General features: G+C 48.1%; 20 protein-coding genes and 1 pseudogene. 16 read left to right on the top strand and 5 right to left on the bottom strand.

Annotation, left to right across the window (positions count from 1 at the left end; translation table 11 throughout):
- Positions 1 to 244: 244 nt before the first annotated feature.
- Together LOK74_RS04460 and LOK74_RS04465 are read left to right on the top strand one after the other, a co-directional pair.
- Positions 245 to 439, top strand: coding sequence for a hypothetical protein (locus LOK74_RS04460; protein WP_230046906.1), 195 nt, complete (start codon positions 245 to 247; stop codon positions 437 to 439).
- Positions 412 to 1,721: pseudogene (locus LOK74_RS04465) on the top strand (MFS transporter); the annotation flags it as partial. The gene LOK74_RS04460 and the pseudogene LOK74_RS04465, both read left to right, overlap by 28 nt.
- A gap of 46 nt (positions 1,722 to 1,767) precedes the next feature.
- On the opposite strand, the gene LOK74_RS04475 reads toward LOK74_RS04465, so the two are convergent.
- On the bottom strand, positions 1,768 to 2,475 hold the full coding sequence (locus LOK74_RS04475; RefSeq protein WP_230045388.1) for a Crp/Fnr family transcriptional regulator: 708 nt from the start codon (positions 2,473 to 2,475) through the stop codon (positions 1,768 to 1,770).
- 344 nt (positions 2,476 to 2,819) lie between these two features.
- Between LOK74_RS04475 and LOK74_RS04480 the strand changes: the two genes are divergently transcribed.
- Genes LOK74_RS04480 through LOK74_RS04495 form a run of 4 tightly spaced genes read left to right on the top strand, consistent with a single transcriptional unit; the run spans position 2,820 to position 5,323 of the window.
- Positions 2,820 to 3,062 carry a hypothetical protein gene (locus tag LOK74_RS04480; RefSeq protein ID WP_230045389.1) on the top strand — a complete coding sequence of 81 codons (243 nt, stop codon included), beginning with the start codon at positions 2,820 to 2,822 and terminating at the stop codon, positions 3,060 to 3,062.
- Positions 3,059 to 3,181, top strand: coding sequence for a cytochrome c oxidase subunit 2A (locus LOK74_RS04485; RefSeq protein WP_230045390.1), 123 nt, complete (start codon positions 3,059 to 3,061; stop codon positions 3,179 to 3,181). The genes LOK74_RS04480 and LOK74_RS04485 overlap by 4 nt, the downstream gene beginning before the upstream one ends.
- 17 nt (positions 3,182 to 3,198) lie before the next feature.
- Entirely contained in the window at positions 3,199 to 3,684 is a 486-nt protein-coding gene (locus LOK74_RS04490; RefSeq protein ID WP_230045391.1) for a cytochrome c oxidase subunit II, read from the top strand.
- Entirely contained in the window at positions 3,668 to 5,323 is a 1,656-nt protein-coding gene (locus LOK74_RS04495; protein WP_230045392.1) for a b(o/a)3-type cytochrome-c oxidase subunit 1, read from the top strand. Before LOK74_RS04490 ends, LOK74_RS04495 begins: the two co-directional genes overlap by 17 nt.
- 815 nt (positions 5,324 to 6,138) lie before the next feature.
- Here the strand turns inward: LOK74_RS04495 and LOK74_RS04500 are convergent.
- Together LOK74_RS04500 and LOK74_RS04505 are read right to left on the bottom strand one after the other, a co-directional pair.
- On the bottom strand, positions 6,139 to 6,459 hold the full coding sequence (locus LOK74_RS04500; RefSeq protein WP_230045393.1) for a hypothetical protein: 321 nt from the start codon (positions 6,457 to 6,459) through the stop codon (positions 6,139 to 6,141).
- Between the two features lie 203 nt (positions 6,460 to 6,662).
- A complete protein-coding gene (locus tag LOK74_RS04505; RefSeq protein WP_230046908.1) occupies positions 6,663 to 6,848 on the bottom strand; it encodes a hypothetical protein in 186 nt (61 codons plus the stop codon).
- Positions 6,849 to 7,508: 660 nt separating this feature from the next.
- Between LOK74_RS04505 and LOK74_RS04510 the strand changes: the two genes are divergently transcribed.
- The 9 genes from LOK74_RS04510 to LOK74_RS04550 all read left to right on the top strand — a co-directional run bounded on the left by LOK74_RS04510 (position 7,509) and on the right by LOK74_RS04550 (position 15,543).
- Positions 7,509 to 8,624: a slipin family protein gene (locus tag LOK74_RS04510; protein WP_230045394.1), complete on the top strand. Its 1,116-nt coding sequence runs from the start codon at positions 7,509 to 7,511 to the stop codon at positions 8,622 to 8,624.
- A 499-nt stretch (positions 8,625 to 9,123) separates the two neighbouring features.
- On the top strand, positions 9,124 to 9,876 hold the full coding sequence (locus LOK74_RS04515; protein WP_230045395.1) for a GntR family transcriptional regulator: 753 nt from the start codon (positions 9,124 to 9,126) through the stop codon (positions 9,874 to 9,876).
- Positions 9,877 to 9,891: 15 nt separating this feature from the next.
- Positions 9,892 to 10,323 (top strand): PTS sugar transporter subunit IIA, encoded by a 432-nt coding sequence (locus LOK74_RS04520; protein ID WP_230045396.1) that lies wholly within the window; start codon positions 9,892 to 9,894, stop codon positions 10,321 to 10,323.
- A 43-nt stretch (positions 10,324 to 10,366) separates the two neighbouring features.
- Positions 10,367 to 10,657, top strand: coding sequence for a PTS sugar transporter subunit IIB (locus LOK74_RS04525; protein WP_230045397.1), 291 nt, complete (start codon positions 10,367 to 10,369; stop codon positions 10,655 to 10,657).
- A 2-nt stretch (positions 10,658 to 10,659) separates the two neighbouring features.
- Complete coding sequence (locus LOK74_RS04530) at positions 10,660 to 11,922, top strand: PTS ascorbate transporter subunit IIC (protein WP_230045398.1); 1,263 nt, start codon at positions 10,660 to 10,662, stop codon at positions 11,920 to 11,922.
- Between the two features lie 155 nt (positions 11,923 to 12,077).
- Positions 12,078 to 12,989 carry a phosphotriesterase family protein gene (locus LOK74_RS04535; RefSeq protein ID WP_230045399.1) on the top strand — a complete coding sequence of 304 codons (912 nt, stop codon included), beginning with the start codon at positions 12,078 to 12,080 and terminating at the stop codon, positions 12,987 to 12,989.
- Between the two features lie 11 nt (positions 12,990 to 13,000).
- On the top strand, positions 13,001 to 13,624 hold the full coding sequence (locus LOK74_RS04540; RefSeq protein WP_230045400.1) for a bifunctional 4-hydroxy-2-oxoglutarate aldolase/2-dehydro-3-deoxy-phosphogluconate aldolase: 624 nt from the start codon (positions 13,001 to 13,003) through the stop codon (positions 13,622 to 13,624).
- Between the two features lie 11 nt (positions 13,625 to 13,635).
- Entirely contained in the window at positions 13,636 to 14,379 is a 744-nt protein-coding gene (locus tag LOK74_RS04545; protein ID WP_230045401.1) for a creatininase family protein, read from the top strand.
- Positions 14,380 to 14,775: 396 nt separating this feature from the next.
- Positions 14,776 to 15,543 carry a thioesterase II family protein gene (locus LOK74_RS04550; RefSeq protein ID WP_230045402.1) on the top strand — a complete coding sequence of 256 codons (768 nt, stop codon included), beginning with the start codon at positions 14,776 to 14,778 and terminating at the stop codon, positions 15,541 to 15,543.
- A 423-nt stretch (positions 15,544 to 15,966) separates the two neighbouring features.
- Here LOK74_RS04550 and LOK74_RS04555 read toward each other — a convergent pair whose 3' ends face one another.
- Both LOK74_RS04555 and loaP read right to left on the bottom strand, forming a co-directional pair.
- Positions 15,967 to 17,028, bottom strand: a complete 1,062-nt coding sequence (locus LOK74_RS04555) for a type I restriction endonuclease (RefSeq protein ID WP_230045403.1) — start codon at positions 17,026 to 17,028, stop codon at positions 15,967 to 15,969.
- Positions 17,029 to 17,350: 322 nt separating this feature from the next.
- Positions 17,351 to 17,881, bottom strand: coding sequence for an antiterminator LoaP (gene loaP, locus LOK74_RS04560; RefSeq protein WP_230045404.1), 531 nt, complete (start codon positions 17,879 to 17,881; stop codon positions 17,351 to 17,353).
- Between the two features lie 538 nt (positions 17,882 to 18,419).
- Here loaP and LOK74_RS04565 point away from each other — a divergent pair.
- The gene (locus tag LOK74_RS04565; RefSeq protein WP_230045405.1) at positions 18,420 to 19,211 is read left to right on the top strand and encodes a 4'-phosphopantetheinyl transferase superfamily protein; all 792 of its coding nucleotides are present in this window, start codon (positions 18,420 to 18,422) and stop codon (positions 19,209 to 19,211) included.
- The last annotated feature ends 21 nt before the right edge of the window (positions 19,212 to 19,232 follow it).

A 19,232-nucleotide genomic window follows, 5' to 3' on the forward strand; every position in this document is an offset into this window, starting at 1 on the left:
CACGGGACGGTCTCATCAGACTGCAGACAAAGTGCAGCGGCGTGGGGGAGAGCAGCTCTTTTCCTCCAGTCGCTCCGTTGCCAACCTGCGAGGAAGCGGGACTGTCCGCTGCGCCAGTCCGAAACGGGCGGTCGTGGCCAGTGGTCACCATTTTGTAAATAAGAATGTGAAGTTTATCACTTATCTGGGGAGCGATAGCCATTACATTTTAGTTGACAACGTCACCCTCGGAAAGGTGAGTGAAATGAAAAGAATTTTACCTGCACTAGACAAACTGAAATATTTTACGAAGCGTGAACGCTACTCGGACGGTTGGAGCGAAATGTCTCCGTACGGGCGAGAGTGGGAGGATGGATATCGTTCCCGCTGGCAGCACGATAAGGTGGTTCGCTCGACGCACGGAGTGGTACCATGTTCGTCATCTCGTTTTTGTTCCTAATCGCACCTGTGTTTTACCTGAGTCGGGCCAATGCCTTTTGGGATTTGATCGTCAGTGGTTTTTTCTCGGGATCGGGGGAGCCATTTTTTCGGTAGGTGTCACATCGCTTCCCAAGTATTACAGCAAGGAAAAGCACGGATTGGTAAACGGTGTGTACGGGATGGGAAACATCGGTACGGCCGTGACGTCGTTTATGGCACCGGTTCTGGCCAACATGTTCGGCTGGACGACGACGGTTCAGTTGATGATCGGGCTGCTTGCTCTCTTCGCCCTGCTCAACTTTTTGCTGGGAGACCGTAACGAGCCAAAAGTGCTGACGCCGCTCAAGTCTCAACTGCACAGCGTATCCCGCAATCCGAAGCTCTGGCTGCTCAGTTTGTTCTATTTTATTACGTTCGGAGCATTCGTTGCGTTTACCGTGTACCTGCCGAACTTCCTCGTCAGCCATTTTAATCTCGACAAGGTGGATGCCGGGTTTCGCACCGCTGGGTTCATTGTCCTCTGCACGCTGATTCGGCCGGTGGGAGGGTGGCTGGCAGACCGCTGGAACACGTTCGTCGTCCTGATGGTTGTCTTTGCCGGCCTTACCGCTGCCGGCGTGATTCTCTCTTTCTCACCTTCCATCATCATGTACACAGCGGGGTGCATGCTGGTAGCGATCTGTGCGGGGATTGGCAATGGAGCCATCTTCAAACTGGTTCCGCAGTATTTTTTGCAGCAAGCCGGAATTGCCAACGGGATCGTCGCCATGTTCGGCGGATTGGGCGGCTTCTTTCCGCCGCTGCTGCTGCAGCTGGTTGAGCAAATCACTGGGCAGATGGCGATCGGATTCATGGCTCTCTCTGAGCTTGCTCTGGCTAGCCTGATTCTGACGACCTGGTTGTACTACCAGGAACGGCTGCAGTTGTCCAAACGAATCATAGACAGTACGACACAAGGGATATTGCTGGCCGATCCCCGCGGCGTCATTCGCCAGGTGAATCCCGCTTTTACCACCCTCACCGGGTACGCAGAAGAGGAAGCGGTCGGGAAAACCCCGCGTATATTAAAGTCTGGTGAGCAGGATCGGTCATTTTATGAAAAGATGTGGAGATCGATCCGGGAGACCGGCAGTTGGCAGGGAGAGATCTGGAACAGACGCAAGAACGGGGAAACGTATCTGGAGTGGCTGACGATCAGCTCGATCCGCGACGACGCGGGTGAGGTAAAATATTATATCGGGATGTTCAGTGACATAACAGCCAAACGACAGGAAGAGGCAACCCCAATCAAACGCTCTTGAACAACCGAACAAGTAGAAACCTTGGAACGCGCCGCTCCAAGGTTTTTTACATTTGGCAGATTTCCGGAGGGCAGTCATCACAATAAATGGCTTCTTTCAAGTAGGCAAGATTTTTGATCAGAATTTGTCCATAGGGGAGCAGTTCGATCACCTCTTGCTTCTTCAACTCTTGCAGCATCCGGTTGACGCTTTCCCTCGTCAGGCCAATTAACATGGCCAAGTCCTTATTGGTCATGGAGAGATCGATGAGAATTCCGTCCGGATGAGGTTTGCCGTACGTATTGCTCATGCGAATCAACGTCGAATAGAGGGCTCCTATTTTTCCGTGGAGGAGCAAGTCGCGAAATTTTGACTGCATCCGTCTGTTAATCATGCCCAACCAACGTAGAAACTCTACACAAAATTGGCTGTTCTTGATCAACATTTTTTCCAGCCCTTGGCGGGGGACCATCCACAATTCACCCACCTTTAGCATGGAAGCAGTGAGATTGTATGTCAGTTCTTGTTCGAACAACCCGGTAACACCGACAAGGTCCCCCTCGCTTGATATCTGCAGGGTCAGTTCCTTGCCGTCCATGGTGGTTTTTGTCAGCTTCACTTGGCCTGATTGAACAAAATACACCTGATCCGCTTTTTCACCATCTAAAAATAAAACGGTACCTGGAAAACATGTTTTCTTGGCAGCCAGTGTTTCAAGACATCGCAAAAAATCGGGAGAGACCTGTTCTGCAAAGGATAAGTTGTTGCCATTCATGCGGGCTTCACTCCCAGTGGAAAATACATGACAACCATAGTATACCATCCAAGCATACCATCTGAGGTGGTCATTCTAATATAGTCATTCCTACCATGCTCATAAGTACGCAACCTGCCATTCAGAAGCATCCCTAAGGAAGTTCTTTTACCTTAATGTGACGAGTTTGTTCCTATTGTAGTCGGTGCAGGAGCAAGATGGTGTGACGAAGATCACAATGATCTGCTCGATTTTCTTCGTTTGACAAAAAAGCGTCACCATTTGTGTGAGCAATGTCACAAGGCAAGCGTGGGAACTGCATTATTCTGAGGGTGAAGATGACCACATGAGGGAGGTGTTCGGAGATGCAAGCAGGTTTTTTTCTGGCTTGTGCGGTGCTGGTTGTGATTTGGTTCATGTACGCCATAGGCAGACCGTTAACCACATTGAAGACAGCACTGTTTCTGACGTCGGCTGCCTGGATTCCCAGCTTGTTCTATCCCTATAAGGAAGTTCATTATGCGGGCTACTTTCTGCTGGCTGCCTTGATCTTCTGGATTTCCATGGAGATACTTCGGTTGGATAAAAAGGAGAGGATCGTGCAATGAAAAACAAAAGGGAAGATAGCAGAAATCTAAAGGGGACCTTGCTTTGTGTTTTTGCCCTGGGTCTGCTCATTCTCGCCTCGTGGTTCGGCATGTTGGCTATCTACCTGTCCAGACAATAAAGGAAGTAGGCGATCGTATGCATATTCACCGGTATGAAAAGTATTGGCTGGTTTTTGGCTTTTTATCGATTGTAACTTTTATCGCGTTTATGTTTGTCATGACATTTTCCACAGGTCACCACACGGCCGGCGGCATGGAGGTGATTGATCCGGAGAAAGTAGCGGAGACACCTCCGTTTGACAAGCCGGGTCTTAAAAAAGTGGGGGAGAACACGTACGAAGCAGTCGTTGTCGCTATGGCTTTTGGCTACAATCCGGCCAAGCTGGAAATTCCCAAGGGAGCGAAAGTTCACTTCAAGGTGACCAGTCAAGACGTGATCCACAGTTTTAGCATTCCCGGAACGAATGTAAACATGCAGATCGTCCCCGGCCATATCAGTGAAAGAGAACACACCTTCGACAAGCCAGGGGAGTATCTCGTACTGTGCAATGAGTATTGTGGCACAGGGCACCATATGATGACAATGGAAATTGAGGTGGTAGAGCATGCCAACCATCAATAAAGATAACAAGCTCGCTTTTGCCTTTGTCGCTACAGCGTTCGCGTTCTTTTTTATCGGAACCATCTGCGGCCTGCTTCAAGGCCTGGTTCGCGGCGGATTGATTGAGCTTCCTTACTGGTTGAATTACTACAAGGTACTGACGACACATGGTATTTCTCTGGCACTCTTATTCACAACCTATTTTATCTACGGATTCTTTTATGCTGGAATACGCAGAACGATGGGAGAGTTGTCTGCAAAGGTACGGACAGCCGGCTGGACAGGGTTCTGGATGATGTTGATCGGAACACTGATGGCCGTGGTGATGGTTTCATCTGATCAAGCAACGGTACTCTACACGTTTTATGCGCCATTAAAGGCCTCTCCTTTCTTTTATATCGGGTTGGCGCTCTTTGTTGTTGGGTCTTGGGTAAGTGGAATCTCCATGATCGCACACTATGCTCAGTGGAAGAAACGACATCCCAACCAAACCACGCCATTGTTCGGCTTTATGACCGTAGCCACCATCTTATTGTGGATTATCGCTTGTCTCGGGGTAGCCGCAACCGTTCTATTGCAGTTGATCCCGTGGTCTTTTGGTCTGACCGATAAAATCAATATTTTGTTAAGCCGAACGCTATTCTGGTATTTTGGACATCCATTGGTCTACTTTTGGCTGCTGCCCGCCTATATGTACTGGTATGTTTCAGTGCCGAAGGTTGTGGGGGGCAAAATCTTTAGTGACAGCCTGGCTCGCTTAGCCTTTGTCATGTTCCTGCTGTTCTCCATCCCCGTCGGATTTCACCATCAGCTGATGGAACCGGGTATCCACGAGTCTTGGAAGCTGATCCAAGTTGTGCTGACCCTGATGGTCGTTATTCCTTCTCTGCTAACTGCGTTTTCGATGTTTGCCACCTTTGAATCGGCTGGCAGAAACAAAGGGGCAAAAGGATTGCTGGGCTGGTGGACCAAGCTGCCTTACGGTGATGTTCGGTTCCTCGCTCCCTTCCTCGGCATGTTGTTTTTCGTCCCGGCGGGAATCGGGGGGATTATCAACACCAGTTATCAATTAAACGAAGTTGTTCACAACACGCTTTGGGTTGTGGGACACTTCCATATCACGGTAGGGGCCGCTGTCGTGATGAGCTTTTTTGGCATCGCGTACTGGCTGGTTCCTTATCTGACAGGGAGAAGGCTGACCAAAGCCTTGAACCGGTTAGGCGTTTTCCAAATCGTTTTATGGGCTGTCGGGATGTTCATCATGTCTACTGCGATGCATGTGTTGGGACTGTATGGAGCACCGAGAAGAACGGCGTTTAGCATGTACAACGATCATGCTGTTGCGCTCGACTGGTTCCGCGGTATCGTGGCCAACCAGTTGTATCTGCCGATCGGAGCGTTCTTTCTTTTCCTCTCTTCTATGCTGATGGTCTATCTGTTTGTCTATCTGGCCTGCCTCGCCCCCAAAGCTACGAGCCAGAACGCCGAGGAATTCCCTGTTTCTGAAGCAGAAAATAAGGAAGAGAGGCCGCCTGCTGTTCTTGATAACTGGAAGGTTTGGATCAGCGTTTGCGCTGTCTTGATCTTGCTGGCGTATACCGTACCGGTGCTTGATATGATTCAGCATGCTCCCGGATCGCCTGGGTACAGAACGTGGTAAGCAAAAGCTTCCTAAATACGGCAAGCAAACAGGTAAGTTAGGACGCAAACAACTCTGCCCGACACTATTGGTGGCGTGATAGCCGGACTAAGATAGGTGTCGGGCTTTCGCTCTTAAGCAGGCTGTGTTTGTGCAAAGATAGGCACACGAATAAGCATGGTTCCGTTCCAAGCATATCGTATTATGACCACCAATAATCAGGAGAGACAGGAACAGGGGAGCGGAAAAACGAACGGTGTATACTGGTTCGAGGGGGTGGGCCATCATTGAATTCAGATCCCTATTGAGAAATATCAGGAGAAAAAAAGCGATCGGAGAGGGCGTCTATCGACGTGTCTATGACCTAGGCAATGGTTATGTCTTAAAAGCAGCCAAATCCAGACCCGGCAGAAGGTGCAACAGAAGAGAAGTGAAGATATACAGATCTTCTCCCTATAAGATAAAAAAGCATCTTGGCAAAATCGTAGCGTATCGGGACGATTACCGGATGTTAATCATGAAAAAATACGTTCGGAAACTGCCTGCATCAAAAGAATATCAGCGGAAATTTCTTGAATTGGTAAGCCGATTTAAGCAGCACGGCATCATTCTGTATGATGTTGTGCGACGCCATGGAAGACCGAATGAACGGAATATACGTCTCAAGCCCAATGGTAGGATCGTTGTGATTGATTATGGAAATCTGAAACGCCGCAAATGAACCATTTTCTCGACAGACCGCAAATAATCAGGGCAGTGAAAGCGTGAGATCCCGATCGTGTCCCGCTGTTGCATGACGTCCGAGTTATCTCAATCGGACGTCTTTTTTTCGGAGACTACCAATCCCACTTGCTCTCCTTCAGATTGAATCGGTAGGCAATGACATAAATCAGCGGTTCTTTCACACTCCTCAGCGAGTCTTCTGTGCAGCTTGACTCGGGTTTATACCCTAGTTGCTGTGCTTTTGACCATGTTGTCTCTCCCAGATTGTTGGTTTTTTCCGCCTGTTCAAAACAAGGTGGGGAAATCAACGTGCGATACGTGTGTTCCAGGATGATACGAGTGTCGGCGGGAGGACCGACGTCCACTTTTACGATAAACAGACTGACGAGTACCAGTACTGAAACAATAGACCAGATCACAGATTTGCTTCTCATCCGATTTCACCTCGCAGCCGATTATACCATGAAAGTCGCTGAATCAGACATTCTAAATGGAAGGCAGCAGCATAGAACATTCATGGGGTAAAGCCTTGCCTCTCAATGCAGTATCCAATGATCAGAATAGGAAGGTGTGGCAGAAAAGAAGCTCCGCTTCGATGCTAGCGGAGCTGCAAGAGTAGATGGCGGACAACCTGTAGTTAACTGCTGAAAAAACTGCCGCTGGAATGCTTTTTCTTGTAGTGGGTTTTCCCGTAGTAAGAATGCCCATGATGCTTGGACGGATGGTGCCGTTTCATGTACGTGTAGTCGCTGCTGCTGTACTTACGGTATTTGTGAGACGTTGAACTGCTGCCCAGCAGACTCTTGATCAGCTTTTTTAACACCTTCATCGCTCCCTTTTCCGGTCTTACCTTCTTTTACGTATTTAGCAGGTTGAAAGTTGCGAAATCGCTCTGTTATAAACATGTAACCAACTCGACTTTCGTGGCACAGCATACAACTGGATGCCCGTGCTTGGCCGACTAGAAAGTATTCCTTTATTATCCAGACTACTATTGATATGATAGATTCGTGCATGTGCTATCTGTTTTGGATTTCCGGATGGTCCAACAGTGCTTGTTCCGCGATGGGAACCAAGTATCCTGCGACAAAAGCATTTGCACTCGACATGTGTGGGACATGTATGATGAGGTTCGAATCCTCAATCGCCTTTCACGCGATTAACTCAATGAGCACTCGGCTGTCGCCGGGAAACTAACAAGCAAACGCCCCTTTTGAATCCTCAGCGGTGTTCGTCTCGGACATGCGCACTGAATCGGCCGCTCTGCAGGCTGGCGGATACCGGGGGGTTGCCTCATTTCTGCACGGAAAAGATTAGGTTCCTCTCTAGGAAATGGTTGAGATGACCTCCGCTTTTCTGCCCAGCTCTGAGGTCCCTACCTCAAGCCAGACTCCGCTGCTGATTCAGGAGGATTCTAAAAGGATGGCGGGAAAACAAATGCAGCCACGCTTCTTTAGACTTGTACAATAATGGGGAGTTAAAGATGAAAAAGGTGCAGATTGCAAACGATGAGAGAGGCCTTCTTTTTAGGAACGGCAATTATATCAAATACCTGCGGCCGGGGAGTTATCTGTTTCCTCCTTTTGTCGGCTATCACGCAGAAAGACTAGATATCAACGAGCCGTTTGAGGTGCCCGGTAAAAACCTGAACTTGTTTTTACATGATCAAGAATTGCTAAAAGATCTAGTCGTGATCGATGTACCCGATCATGAATACGTTCTTCATTTTGAAGATGGGAGATTTGCCAATCTTTACACGTCTGGCAAGTATGCGTTTTGGAATGTGATTGACCTGCACGATTTTGTCAGGGTCGACATTCGCAACCCAGAGGTAAGTTCAGAGATTGATCGATCCATCTTTCAACACTCGAATATGTTTGGATACTATTCCTCCTTTGAAGTAGCCAGTTATGAGACGGGTATCCTCTACTACAACCATACGATGCAAAAGGAGCTGCCTCCAGGCAAGTATTTTTTCTGGAGAGGACCGGTATCGGTACAGGTCAAGACAGTTGACACCAGACAGCAGCAATTGGATATGACCGGGCAGGAAATGATGACGGAAGACAAAGTGACACTCCGCCTCAATTTCGTGTGTCAGTACAAAATCACAAATCCGCTGAAAATAACGGAGATCAAGGATTTTGAAGAGCAAGTCTACATTCTCCTGCAGCTGATCCTGCGAGAGTATGTAGGCACCTTAAAGCTGGATGACCTATTAAAAATGAAGCAGGAAGTTGGAAGCTTCGTCTTATCCCGTTTAAATGAAAAAAGCGCGGAGTTTGGCGTGCAGTTCATCTACGCCGGGGTGAAGGACATTATCTTGCCTGGGGATGTCAAAGAAATTTTAAATACGGTGCTGCTCGCCGAGAAGAAGGCACAGGCCAATATCATTACCCGTCGAGAAGAAACGGCTTCTACCAGAAGTCTCTTAAATACCGCGAAATTAATGGATGAGAATCAAACTCTGTACCGATTAAAAGAGTTGGAGTTTTTGGAGAAGATATGTGAAAAAATTGGGAATGTCTCGTTAGTAGGCGGGGGGAATTTGCTGGAACAGTTGAATTCGCTTTTGGCGACGCGAGATCGCGAAAAATAGCTGGAAGTTCCCCGGTGCTGATTCCGTCAATGTTCACAAGTCGTTTACGCAGTACCTGCAGCCGTCCAGATGAAGTGGGACGGCTGCAGGACTTTCTTTTTACAAGTCTCTTCGATGCAGCTTTCCTCCTCGTTTCTCCTGGTACATCTAGTATCACCTCCGTCCTCCAACGCTGGTCCGTCACTGGCCTGTCACGGGTGTTCGCCTTTCTGTTGCGTTACCGATCTCTATCCGTTTCCAATGAATTAGGTAAGGTTATAACCAATTACGACAAAAACATTATAATGAATATCAGGATGTTTGGTTTGCATGAAGAACGGAAAGCAACTGAACACACATAAAACCAAGTTTTATACGTGTTTTACAGAGAGAAAATCATGGTAAGAGGAAATTTTCCGAAAATATATTGAAAAATTCATTATGATGATGTAATGTTTAAGTATAGATCGTGAATATAAAGTCGTTAAAACATAATAATGAATTGTGGAGTTGATGTGCCTTGCTAAGTAAAGAGTCGCATGAACCGTTATATGTGCAGCTGCAAAAAAGCCTGCGCGAGTATATTGAAGAACATTTGCAACCGGGCGACATGTTGCCCACCGAGCCGGAAATCGAAAAAACATATCAGGTGAGCCGGATGACCGTGCGAAAGGCGATCGACTCCCTGGTGGCGGAAGGCTTGGTGGTGAAGCAGCAGGGGCGGGGAACGTTTGTTCAGAAACAAAAAATCACACAGGATATGGAGAGCATCACCAGTTGGACGGAAGAGATGAGGCAGAAGGGAAAAACACCTGGTACGAGGGGATTGGAAATTAGCGAGGTGCGCCCGTCCAAAAAAATGATTGCCGAGATGGGGCTTGATCCCGACGAATCGATTATTTGCATCAAGCGGATTCGCTGCGCAGACGGAGAGCCGATCGCGATCATGATCAACTACCTGCGGGCCAAATTTTTACCTGGATTTTTGGAGCGAGGTCTCTCCAATGAATCGTTATACAGTGAATTGGAGACGACTTACGGTGTAAAAATCGAACGGGCCGATGAATTGATCCGCGCCAGGGAAGCTTCTGAATTGGAAGCGTTTGAGCTGGAAATCCCGCCTGATTCGGCGGTTCTGCATATCACCCGCCATTCGATGCTGTCCGATGGGACCCCGATCGAACGAGTGGAGATGATTTGCCGCGCCGACCGTTATCAATACCGCATCTCTTTATATGGTCGCAGAAAACAAAGGGTTATCGATTTCAACTAGAGAGGACAGATGTGTATGCTGCCGTTGTGCCAAGATGTTGTACTGCTTGATGCTGAAGCGAACAGTGCCGAAGAAGCGATTCGCCTTGCCGGTGATTTGCTGGTAAAGGCGGGGAAAGTGGCTCCGGAATACGTAGAGGCGATGGTGAAAGGCTATCAGGATATTGGGCCTTACATTGTCTTGGCGCCGGGGATTGCTATCCCGCATGCTCGTCCAGAGCACGGGGTGAAGGAACAGTGTGTCTCGCTGATCCGTCTGAACCAACCTGTAGCGTTTGGTCATCCCACCAACGATCCGGTTCGGTTGGTATGCGCGATCGGCGGGGTAGACGATACCGGTCATATCGGGATGCTGCAGGAATTGGCTGGCGTGCTGGGGGATTCCGGCAAGCTGGAGGGGATCTTGGCTGCTGCCAGTTATGAGGAATTGCAGCAAGTCATGCAGTAAATCCAGAGCAGGTTGACATTACAAGCGAAAGGAAGGGGTTCACATGAGAGTGGTAACGGTTTGCGGTATGGGCTTTGGCACGAGCTTGATGTTGCTGATGGAGGTACAGGCGATCGCGAAGAAACACGGCTTCGCTGTTGATGGCGAGGCGGTTGACCTGGGCTCGGCAAAAGGGAAGGACTGCGATTTTATGGTCGCTTCCGGAGAGATTGCCTCCGAGTTGGACGGCGAATCGGTTGAAGTCGTAGCGATCGACAACTTGCTGGACAAACAAGAGATTGAAGAGAAAGTGATGCCTGTCATCAGACGAATCGCAGAGACCAAGGGGGCATAAACATGCTGGATTTTGTTACCGCGATTTTAAGTAACCCCGCATTTATCCTGGGGATTATCTCCGCCATCGGTTTGATCGCGTTGCGCAAGTCAACCTCCGACATCATTAAGGGGACGTTGAAGACGCTGTTTGGTTTTCTGATTTTGCAGGCGGGTGCGGGAATCATCGTCAACGCGCTGGTTCCCTTCAGCACCATGTTTACCAGCGCGTTTGGCCTAAACGGGATTGTAGCAGAGGACAATTCGCTGGTTGCCGCGGTCCAAACCGTATTGGGCAAAGAGACTGCACTAATCATGGTCTTTTCCTTCCTGATTAACCTGATACTGGCCCGGATCACGCCATGGAAATACATCTTTCTGACTGGGCACATGATGTTTTCCTTTGCCGGGACGATGGCGATTACCCTGGACCAGATGGGAATTACCGGTGTGCAGGCGATCGTCATCGGCTCACTCGTACAAGGGGTTTCCATGGTTCTCTTCCCCGCGATTTCCCAGCCATTCGTACGTAAAGTGGCCGGCAATGACAATGTCGCCTTCGGTTTCTGGGGCAGTTCATGGATCAGTCTCTCTGGCTGGGTAGGTGGATTAGTAGGCGATAAAACAAAAAGTTCGGAAGATATCAAAGTGCCGAAACAATTGGATTTTTTGAAAGATATGTCTGTGTTGATGGGGATCGTGATGGTGTTGGTGTACGTGATTACCGCACTGTTTGTTGACCCGGCGACGATGGCTGAGATTACCAATGGTCAAAATACCTTCTTGTTTGCGATCATCACCGCCTTAACATTTGTTGCCGGCGTGCTCGTTTTGCTGCAAGGGGTAAGGATGTTCCTGGGAGAAATCATTCCGGCGTTTAAAGGGGTGGGTGAGAAAATCGTCCCAGGGGCGAAGCCCGCGCTGGATGTGCCGATTTTCTACTCGTTTGCACCTGTCGCTGTGACCATCGGCTTTTTGTCAGCGATGGTGGGTGGTCTCTTGGTCACGTTTATCTCCAAATGGCTGCCGGTAGTGGTCTTGCCATCCGTGATCGGCCTCTTCTTTATGGGAGGTGCGGCCGGTGTCTTCGGGAACGCTGTTGGCGGACGACGGGGAGCGGTGGTCGGCGGATTTTTCCTCGGCTTCACCTTCTCGCTTTTGATCGCTTTGGCTTATCCTCTGGTTGACGTTGGCAAATACGGCATCCAAGGCTTGTGGTTCGCTTCCCCCGATGCTGTCATCGTGGTGATTATCATGCGTTTGGCTGGCATGCTGTTTGGGGTCTAAGAGCGAGGGGCTTGCGATTTCAAATCATGTAATCGGTGGAACGCGATGCGTTTTCGCCTGAAGCGGCACCTGTGATTTCCTGGCCTCTGCCGGCTGCGCTGTTATCGCGAGCGGTTGAGGCCATCACTTTCAGATAAATAAAAGGAGTGGAAGAGATGAAAAAGATTCGAACCGTACTGGGTGACATTGCACCTGAAGAATTGGGCTTTACCTATTCGCATGAACATTTGTGGTGCTGCCCGCCTCCGTCGCAAAAGGATCGTGATCTGGAGCTGACCAACTATGATGCTTCTCTGCAGGAACTGCTTCATTTCAAATCAGTTGGCGGTCAGGCTCTGGTTGATGCCTCTACGCTCGATTACGGCCGCGATGGCGGCAAATTGAAAAGCATGTCGGAAGCGGCCGGTGTCCACGTCGTTGGCACCACCGGGTTTAACAAACATATCTATTTCCCGGATTGGGTGGAAAAAGAGAGCATTGAACAAATCAAAGATCGACTGGTGCACGATGTAACGATTGGAATGGATGGCAGTGATGCCAAGGCTGGCTTTCTCAAAGCGGGCTCCTGGCTGCAGTTGATTCACCCGCTGGAAGAGAAAGTGACTCGTGCCGTTGCCCGCGCCCAGTTGGAAACAAATGCGCCGATCTGGCTGCATACGGAAGCGGGTACGATGGGGATGGAGATGCTAGACATCCTGGAAGAAGAAGGAGTCGACTTGAGGGTGGTTGCGGTTGGACATAGTGACCGCAATGCTGATCCGTACTACCACCTGCAGTTGGCGAAGCGAGGGGCCTATGTCCAATTCGACGGGGTGAGCAAGGTGAAATATTATCCGGACAGTACCCGTGTCGCTCTGATTAAAAACATGATCGACAACGGATTTTTGGAGCAGCTGCTGATCTCTGGCGACATGGGACGGCAAAGCTACCTGCATGCATATGGCGGCGGTCCTGGATTCAAATATATCAAGACCAAGTTTATCCCCCGGCTGCTTGACGAGGGCATCACGCAAGAGCAGATTGATACGATCTTCGTGAAAAATCCAGCCCGCTGGCTGGCGTTTTAAAGGGGGATCCAATGAGACTGGCACAAGGTGAAATTGTTGCGATCATTCGCGGCGTCGCGGCAGAGGATGTCTCTGCCATCGCCCGTGTGTTGCTGGATGAAGGGATCTCTTGGATGGAGGTTTCGCTGAGTGAAGAGGAGATGGGGCTTGCCTGCATCCGTACGCTGGCCGCCGCATTTGGCGACAGCTTGCAGTTGGGAGTCGGCACGGTGACGACGGCGGCGCAAGCAGACAAGGCCATCGAAGCAGGTGCTCGCTATATCATTACGCCAGGGTGGGATAGAGAGCTGACCCGGTATGTGCTGGCAAAAGGTGTCGATATCTTTCCTGGCGTGTTTACGCCTGGAGAGGTGATGCAGGCATTGGCAGACGGGGTAGACGTCGTCAAGCTGTTTCCGGCCGGTTCCCTCGGGACCGATTTTGTGAAGCAGTTGTTTGGACCGTTTCCTCGTTTGCAATTGATGGCAGTTGGCGGGATCAACCGGTCAAACCTACAGGATTTTTATGCCGCGGGCTGCCGTTCTTTCGGGATTGGCAGCGATCTGGTGCCGAGGGGGGCAACCGGCGAGCAGCTGGAGCAGATTCAAAAAAATGCGGCTGAGTATATGAAGTTGGTGCAAACGCTAAAAAAGTGAGGTGACTTCTGATGGGAGTAAAAGAACTCATGCATATGACGCGGGATGAGGTTGCGGCAGCCGTTCAGGAATTCCCTGTTGCCGTATTGCCGCTCGGCGCAACAGAACAGCACGGTCATCATCTCCCTTTAGGTGTCGATATCTTTTTGGCGGAGGGGATTTCCCGCAAAGTGTGCGAGCAAACCGGCGCTTTGCTGCTTCCAACGATGCCGTTCGGCTACTCCTGGGTATGGCGGGATATTCCCGGTACCGTATCACTTCGACAAGAGCATGTGGAGATGGTGATCAAAGACGTAGCCCACAGCGTCTCTCGCTACGGAATCAAGCTGTTGGTTTTAGTCAATGGACATGATGCCAACAACTCGTCCATGAAGTACGCGGCGCGCGAATTGATGGACGAGCTGGAGATGCCCGTTGTGTACCTGTTTTATCCGGGGATGGAGCGAATGTTGGACGAGGTTTGCCAGTCCCCCACCTGGCATGGAATGATCCATGCCTGTGAATTTGAGACCTCGCTGATGCTGGCGTTAAAACCGGAATGGGTGCAGATGGAGAAGGCGGTTCGCGAATATCCGGAGAAACCTGCGCTCTACGGAAAATCGACGATCTCGCTGGGCAGCATGAGCAAAAGCGGTGTCTACGGCGATGCGACCTTGGCCACGAGAGAAAAAGGAGAGAAAATGCTCCAGTATTTTGTGGAGGAGATGTCTGCTCTGGTGCGGGAGGCTTACCGTGAGACGCTGAAAAACAGGTAGGGGCATTAGACCCTGGTGTTACCAACAACTGGTTACGATCACTCAAACTAACGAGCCTTTGAAGCGATTCAAGGGCTCGTTTTGCATTGATTTGGATTTACCGGATGGTTGCTCTTCTGTTGCAATCTATCAACAGGTCGTTTACAGCGGATGATGTGTCGTAGTACACACCAAGCAGGGAGAGCCATGCTTTTTCTTTTTGCTAGAGGAGATAGGCGCAGGCTGTTGGGAGGCAGAACCAGTTTAGTAGCGGGAATCGAAAGAACGCATTGAAAATTTTATACAGTAAATACATAATAATGAAGAGGGATGCGCTATCTATGTTGTATGCAAAGACTTCTCGTCCCAACTTGCTATATGATCGGCATATATTCATGAAGTGAGGAGGCTTGCGTGTTGCACCTGTCAAAGGAATTTTCCTGGTTTGTGAGTCAGCAGTCGAAACAGCCGCCCAAGCTTCGGCTCTTCTGTTTCCCCTATGCCGGGGGTGGAAGTGCTGTATATCAGGGGTGGCAGGAAGAATTGCCACCCGAGATCCAATTGCTTGCTGCCCAGCTGCCGGGACGTGAAAAACGCTTCACCGAACCAGCTTGTCATTCGCTAGACGAGTTGATCGCAGGTCTGTCAAAAGCGATCATTCCCTATCTCGACACACCCGTTGCCTTCTTCGGACACAGCATGGGAGCACTCATCGCCTATGAGCTGGCTCGTGAACTAGCAGAGAGATACGACACGCATCCCGTGCATCTTTTCGTTTCTGCGAAAGCAGCTCCCCAGATCGCGCAGACAGAGCCACCGGTCTACAATCTCCCCCATCAAGCATTTATACAGAAGCTCTACACCCTGAACGGAACCCCAAAAGAAGTACTTGAAAATCAGGAATTGATGGAACTGTACGAACCAATCTTGCGGGCAGACTTTGAAGTGTGCGACACCTATTGTTTTCGTCCGGGATTACGCTTGGACTGCCCCATTTCAATCTTTGGCGGTTTGCAGGACGGGGAAATACCGGTGGCAGACTTGGCGGCCTGGGAAGAGTTGGTGGCCAGGTCGGGCACTGTCCGCATGTATGAGGGAGACCATTTTTTCCTTCATAAACGGTATAAAGAGATCGTGCAGATGATCGTGAAAGATCTTTCAGTAAGCATAGGTGTGAGACGATGAAGGAGCGGATCGGAATCAGTACGGAGATGAAGATGCAGCCGTGATGACTCCGGAGCTGGCCCTATGAATCAAAGAAGCAGAATGCAAAGGATTTCGATCTCGTCTCACAGCAAGTTGCGTGAGTGGAGTGAATCGGATGGTTCTTTTTGTCACTACCATTTCTTACTTGGGGGTGTGTTTATGCCCCCATGTAGACGATTGACAACGGACTTACCCTCACGTCAAACCACTATTGTTCGGCAAGCGGCACAATGCTGCGCAGAAATACAGACATCCAACGATTTCTAGAAGTAGTATTGAATTCACCTTTTAGAAGATACGGGAGAATCCAACTCAAGAAAGGTAGGTGAACCTAAAACCTAAAAGAGATTTCCGAACGTACGTTTGATAAGATATGGAAAAGAAAAGCCCCATACAGGGCCACTAAATAAATTTTTTGGTTACTTCGATGAGTTTATCTTTATGGTTCTGTATATCCGAAACCCGATCAATACTTACGGTACTTTTGCTGTCATCATTAAACTGGATATATTTGTTGGATCCACTCAAACCTAACCGACAGATCCACTTTCGGATGTTATTATCCAGCAGTACATTAAAGTAACTAAGATTATCTCTATAAAACACCCGTTCCGGTTCAACATTGTCCTTTAACAACAACTTTACCGTAACATAACCCTCGATTTCCTCTTCCGTGGTAACAATTTGTGGTTCGTTCTTGATTTCCTCGTTGTCGTTCGATGAATCTTCTTCGCTTACTGAGTCGGGTTCTGTGTTCGCAAGGGCGGCTTTAAGCTTGTCGTTAAGCATATCGCTAACAAACTGTTTGAGTGACTTTTTGACTACTCCATTAAACTTCTCTAACACCTGCTTTGTTTTCTTGCCGGGATAGATATCAGATAGGATAAAAGAAACGAAATCATCAGTTGGGTTTTCCCACTGTTTTGCTAGAAACTGCTTGATTTCGCTGGTATACTTAAGCTCCGATGCGGTGGTCAAGATGTTTTCAATATCAAAGTTTTCTTTCCGGAACTTGTATAGTTCATTGATCTGATTCTCTCGAATCTCTAACAAGTTAAACTCGAAAAACGGCGTTTTATCCATTTTATTTTGTTCTTCCAAATCTGTATAAAAACGATAATGTATTCCGTTCGTTAGGATGGCAAACTTTGCCTTGGTTGTTCCAAAATACCGAAATAATTGCGAATCATGCTTATTAATTGTCTCGTTTATTGATTTCGCTTCGACTAGGATGACGGGTTCACCGTCTCTCAAGATTGCGTAATCGACTTTCTCCCCTTTCTTAATTCCCACATCAGCTACATACTCAGGCAAAAATTCTTCTGGATTGAAAATATCGTAGTTTAAAGCTTGAAAAAAGGGCATGATAATAGAAGTCTTAGTAGCTTCTTCTGTGGCTATGTTGTTTTTAATCTTCTGGACCCGTTTAGATAACGTCTTGATTACTTCAGGGAAATTACCCACATTGAACACCCCTTCTGTTATTTATGTTACTGGCTGTCCTTACGGGTTCGATCAAGCCAGCATGTTCCTCTTATATTCAGTACGCCTCTTTCAGGAGCGCCGATGCAAGTTTTAAGATTGAACCGCCAAATGATAGACAAGATTTTTTGTTCAAATACACACATTACCAACTTTATGATAACAGTTTTTACATCATGCCTGAAGCAATATTTTATGAGACAGGTGAGTAAATCAGCACCTAAACAGGTGTATTTTTCATTAAAAAGAACCACTCTAGGCGGTTCTTTATTCGAGTTTACGAATCTCCATATCTCAGGTGCAACTAATTCGTTTTTGAGAGGATCTCAATCCCTACGTCAATATGTTTCTCTTTCCCCATGAAGTTCACCAAGATATTGGCCCTGTTTTTCCGTTTGTCTACCTTGTTGATGATGCCTTCCAACCCCTGTAGGGGGCCGGATGTAATGATTACCTGTGATTTTTCAAGATAAACCCTTGAATAGTCGACGATCTCGCCATCACCGAGGAGTTGCAGGATCGTCGCCATTTCTTGTTCATCAATTTTTCGATAATATGTTTCACTTGTATGAGAATATGCCTGGTTATGAACCACATAGTAGACTTTTGGAAGTTTTCTGATTTTATAGAAAACAGCAGGATTCATGTTGGTTTTAATAAGCACGTAACCTGGGAACATTTTCCTTGCAACGTGATGAACCCTGCCTGCTTTTCGTTCAGGAAGCCTTCTTTTCGGCACGATCGAATATAGCGAGGGTTCATCGAAGTGCAGTCGGAGAAGTTTTTGAACCGTCTCTTCTTTACCGGTCTGGACAAACAGTGCATACCAATCCATGATTACGGTATCCCTCCCAGTTAGGAAATTTGCAAGTTTCCGACTTCCAACCAACCTGTTGAGGACCCCTAAGCGTATCCAGAAGCAAGAGTTATTACTAAATGATGGTGTTTTGTTGTCATTGTACATATTGACGTTTGCAAAATGTGTCGAAATATGTTGATTTTTTAAAAAATATCGATTATTGACAAATTGTAAATAATGGAGTTATCATTGTATTCGCCAACGCTTGTTATAGATTGTGATTACCTCTAAATTGAGGTAGGAATAGGAATCCATCTCAAATGAAATGTGTGAGTAGTACAATCCTTAAGTAAATCCAATTGATGTTTCGGCTCATTGGAAGCGCTTAACGGATCATACAAAACAGGTTCGGTAGTCTGTATGCTTGCAGATGACATGGGAAGGGTATGTTCGGAGGCGTTTTTCATTTTATATAATCTTCGTTCAGGCGCTGCATGGCCTCGGTGTTTAGCCGAGGTTTTTTTATACTTGGAAGGTAAGGTTCGGAAGAGATCATATTCTGAGGAGGCCCTATATGACGATGATCACGAAACGTTTGCCTGAAACGTCGCTTGCTGAATTGGTTTTTACAGGAACAGATATGACGTATAGGGGATCAATGTGCGTATGTTATGCCCCTTCCCTTGCTTCGTATTTTGAGACCGTGACATTCCTTCATCCAAAAGAGCTGGAGTATTATTGCACGCTTACTTATGAGCGGCGAGCGAAAAGCTACCTGGCCGGTAGATATGCGGCTAAACGATCCGTTTCGTTCTTTACGCGAGAAGAACATCTTGATCAGGTCTTAATTGAACAGGGGATTCTGCAACAGCCAATAGTAGTCCACCCCAATCGTCTCAATGCTCAAGTGAGTATCACCCATTGCGATGATCTCGCAGCCGCCGTTTCTTTTCCGGAAGCACTCCCTCTGGGAATTGATATAGAAAGAATAAGGACCGATCATACAGAGGTGTTGGAAACACAAATGACTGATAGAGAAAAAGAGTTGATCAAACGGCTGCCTTATTCCATCGAAACAACACTTACTATTTTATGGACGGCCAAGGAAGCGCTGTCTAAAATCCTCAGAACGGGTCTAACAACGCCCTTTACACTGTTTGAAATCAGTGCAATGGATGTATTGAACAGTAGTACCCGCAGCTATTTCACTTCGTTTCCTCAGTATTATACCGATTCATATCTCTTTGATCATTATGTATGTTCGATCACATACCCGAAAAAAACATCGTTGGCTGTGGATGCTGTGGGCCGGTTGCTCGCCGATATCGAACGGATCATCGCCAGAAAAGCGATGATGCCTGTGTAAGCGCGACAGGGATGGTACAGA

It is taken from the genome of Brevibacillus humidisoli, from assembly GCF_020923435.1.
Classification (GTDB): Bacteria; Bacillota; Bacilli; order Brevibacillales; family Brevibacillaceae; genus Brevibacillus_E; species Brevibacillus_E humidisoli.